The sequence below is a fragment of the Mesorhizobium sp. M7A.F.Ca.CA.002.05.1.1 genome (assembly GCF_003998335.1).
Taxonomy (GTDB): domain Bacteria; phylum Pseudomonadota; class Alphaproteobacteria; order Rhizobiales; family Rhizobiaceae; genus Mesorhizobium.
The window spans coordinates 1-3,354 of sequence record NZ_RZQI01000668.1; the positions used below are offsets into that span (position 1 = coordinate 1).

The 3,354-nt window shown below is 61.2% G+C and carries 3 protein-coding genes and 1 pseudogene; all 4 read left to right on the forward strand.

Annotated elements, in window-relative coordinates; all coding sequences use genetic code 11:
* Positions 1–1,639, forward strand: a 1,639-nt coding sequence (locus EN939_RS26280) for a type I secretion C-terminal target domain-containing protein (protein WP_127270680.1), incomplete at its 5' end; no start/stop codon positions are given.
* A 60-nt stretch (positions 1,640–1,699) separates the two neighbouring features.
* Positions 1,700–2,071: a hypothetical protein gene (locus EN939_RS26285; protein ID WP_127270682.1), complete on the forward strand. Its 372-nt coding sequence runs from the start codon at positions 1,700–1,702 to the stop codon at positions 2,069–2,071.
* A 26-nt stretch (positions 2,072–2,097) separates the two neighbouring features.
* Positions 2,098–2,856, forward strand: coding sequence for a lytic transglycosylase domain-containing protein (locus EN939_RS26290; RefSeq protein ID WP_127270683.1), 759 nt, complete (start codon positions 2,098–2,100; stop codon positions 2,854–2,856).
* Between the two features lie 140 nt (positions 2,857–2,996).
* Positions 2,997–3,354: pseudogene (locus EN939_RS26295) on the forward strand (ABC transporter substrate-binding protein); the annotation flags it as partial.

The following is a 3,354-nucleotide window of genomic DNA, read 5'->3' on the forward strand; positions in this document are numbered from 1 at the left end:
GCCGGTCAGCCTGAATGCCGACAATCTGGTGACGCTGACGGCAACGATCACCGACAAGGACGGCGACAGCTCGGCTGCGACGCTCAACATCGGCCAGAACCTGACCTTCCTCGATGACGGCCCGACGCTAAATTCCTTCACCTCGGGCACAATGCCAAATGAGGTTGGATCGGTCTCAGGGGTCTTCTCGCTGGCGGCGGGTGCCGATGGCCTCGATCATTTCAACATCACCGGACCTGCGATCACCGGGATCACCTACAGCACGACGACCGCGGCGGATGGCACAACGGTCCTTCACGGGAATTCGGGCGTGACCGAAGTGTTCTCCCTGACGGTAAGGCCGGATGGCACCTATGAGTTCGATCTCGTCACGCCGCAGGCCGCCACGACCGTCACGCAGACGCTCACAGGGCTGAGCCCGGGTGGTCCGACGCCGTTCCTCGAAACTCCGAACGGCCTGATCGAATTCACCGGTAACGGCAACGGCGTCAACTCTTCCACGCAAGGCTTCGGCGTTGACAACCAGTTCATCGACCCCAATGAAAACTTCACCATGGAGTTCCACACCTCCGCGACAGCCGGCAATGACGCGCCGACTCTCAATCCGAAGTTCATAGGCAGTCTCGATTTCAATGTGAACAATGGCTCTGGTTCGGTCTCATGGACGGCGACCAATTCCGTCACCAACCAGACCCAGAATGGAACGGCGACGGTGGTGAATGGACATCTCATCATCGACCCGACGATCGATTTCAACGTGATTTCGATAACCGGCAATGCCGATGCGAAAATGAGGTTGGCGGCCGTCGACATATCGCAGAACATCCTGCCGTCCGACTTGAACCTGCAGTTCCTGGTCTCTGCGACAGACCATGATGGCGATACGACCGCGACGCAGCCTGTGAGCATCCACGTGGTCGCAGGCGACGGTTCCGGCAACTTCACCCTTCCCGGCTTTGCCGGAACGGTCAACGACGTTATCGCCGGCAGCACGCATGCCGATACGATCTCGGGCGGTGCCGGAACCGACATTGCCGACTATACGGGCAGTGTGGCGGCGGTTTCGATCCATCTGGCCGACGACGGACATGCATCCGGGGCGCCGGTGACATTCACCAATCCGGGGCCTGGTACGATCGGCGGCGGCGATGCCACCGGTGACACTCTCTCGGGTATTGAGGGATTGATCGGCGGCTCGGGCAATGACTACCTGTCTGGAAACGCCGGCGACAATTATCTCGCAGGCGGTCTTGGCGCCGACACACTGAACGGCGGAGGCGGCAGCGATACTCTCGTCGGCGGCTTCGGCCAAGACACGCTTACCGGAGGCACTGGTGCCGACACGTTCAAGCTCGATCATCTCGACATCAAAGATCTCATCACCGACTTCAATGGTGGCGAGGGCGACAAGATCGATCTGACCGCGCTGTTCGACACGGCTCCTGGCGGCGGCGACATCGGCGACTTCGTGAATTACGACGCAGGGACCGGCGTGCTGAGTGTCGACACGAGCGGATCGGGAGATCCGGCCAATTTTGTCCAAGTGGCGGAACTCACGAACCACCCCGCGGCCAACACGATCACGCTGCTCTACGACGATGGCATAACCCAGCATCAGACAACGGCAAACGTGGTGTAACGCCATAGCGCACAACCACGCGACTATGTTATACGTCGCTAATATCTAGGGGAGCTCAATATGAAACGTTCTGCAAGACTGCTTGTTTCCGCTGCGACGCTGTTGCTGGCAGTCGGGTCGACGGGGTATGCCGCCGACATCATCGACGGTCCGACGGGCGACTATTGCCGTGTCGTCGGCACCTCCAACCTGGTGCTGAACGACAACATCGTCGATCTGAAGCAGGAGGTTGTGAAGTTGATGGACGAGTCGGTTGCCGTCGCCAACAGCTCGGAGTGGATCAACTCGTCGCGGCCCGTCTTCGTCTGGGCGTCGGAGGCCAAGGTCGCTTGCGGCAAGGCCTATGGCTACCTGAAGACGAACTACAAGGACGAAGACTACCTCAACAAATGCGAGTGTTTTCACGATCGCATGGTCGAGTACATGCACTGACCGGATAGCCACGCCTGTTGGCCATCATGACAGCCGACGGATCCTTCCTGAAGGCGGTCGCGGGTGCGATCGTGTTGTTTGGCTTTGTCCAAACGGTCACGCCGGCCAGTGCCAACTGGCTGGAACGACCATCCGTGAAACCACAGCTTTCGTCCGGACTGAAGCAACCGGTGCGCTGTGATCCGGCCACGGAGTGGACCCGGCAGGCTTTCAAGGCATTTGCGAGTTGCCAGGCATCGATCTATGGCCTGGAGCCGATGCTGGCGCATGCGGTGATGGAGATCGAAAGCGGCTTCGATCCCGACGTGCAAGGCGGCGACGGCGAAGTCGGCCTGATGCAGGTGATGCCGGCGACGGCCAGAATGCTCGGCTTTCGAGGTTCCCTGGACGATCTGAGCGCGCCGGCGGCCAACATCGCGCTGGGGGTCAAATATCTTGCACAGGCCAACAGGCTCGCCGCGGGCGATCTGTGCACCACCGTCATGAAATATCGCGCCGGGCACAATGAAAGCCGGTTCTCGGCCCTTTCGGTCCGCTACTGCCAGCGTGCGCGGGCAATCCTGGCAAGGGAAGGCTTTGAAGTGACCGGGCCTTTGCCGGTGGCGACGTTCGGCTTTTCCGCATTTTCGCCGGGCGGAGAGGGCGGAGCCCCTGCCCAGGCAAAGGGCGTTTGCGTGCGCCGCGTGTTCGTGCCGGGGCCGCGATACATGAAATGCGCCGACTATCGAAGTGCCGGGCAAGCAAGGCAGATCAGGGCGCTCAGAGGCAGGCTCTTCGGCGGCTAAAAGAACTACAGACGGCACTGCAAGTCCGCCGTAACATGCGTTGAAGACCAGACCGGGAACAATATCCGGCGGCACATAGGGGTGGAGCATTCATGGAAGCTGGCCGACAGGTCCACTGTCCGCGGACATGGGCAATCGCCTTGGCGCTCGCCGCGATCGTGTCGGGCTGCCAGTCGAAGGGCGGCGTGTCCGAAGTGCTCGATCCGGCGACGATTGCCGCGCCTGCCGGGCAGAACGGCGCCGCCGGTGGCGGTCCCGTCCAGGCGACCCAGTCGCTGGGTACCGGTTCGACCAAAGTCACGATGCTGCTGCCGCTGTCCGCCCCCGGAACGGCCGGGGAAAACGGCAGGAAGATGCTCGATGCGACCAAGCTGGCGATGACGGATATCGGCAACGGATTGCTGACGCTGACGATAGAGGACACCAAGGGCGACAGCGCGCAGGCCAGCAAACTGGCGGTAACGGCCATTACGACGGGATCGAAAGTCGTCATTGGCC

Bases quoted from the DNA above. Each gene is read 5' to 3' on its own strand.
- EN939_RS26285 (WP_127270682.1), top strand. From the start codon at position 1,700: ATGAAACGTTCTGCAAGACTGCTTGTTTCCGCTGCGACGCTGTTGCTG.
- EN939_RS26290 (WP_127270683.1), top strand. From the start codon at position 2,098: ATGACAGCCGACGGATCCTTCCTGAAGGCGGTCGCGGGTGCGATCGTG.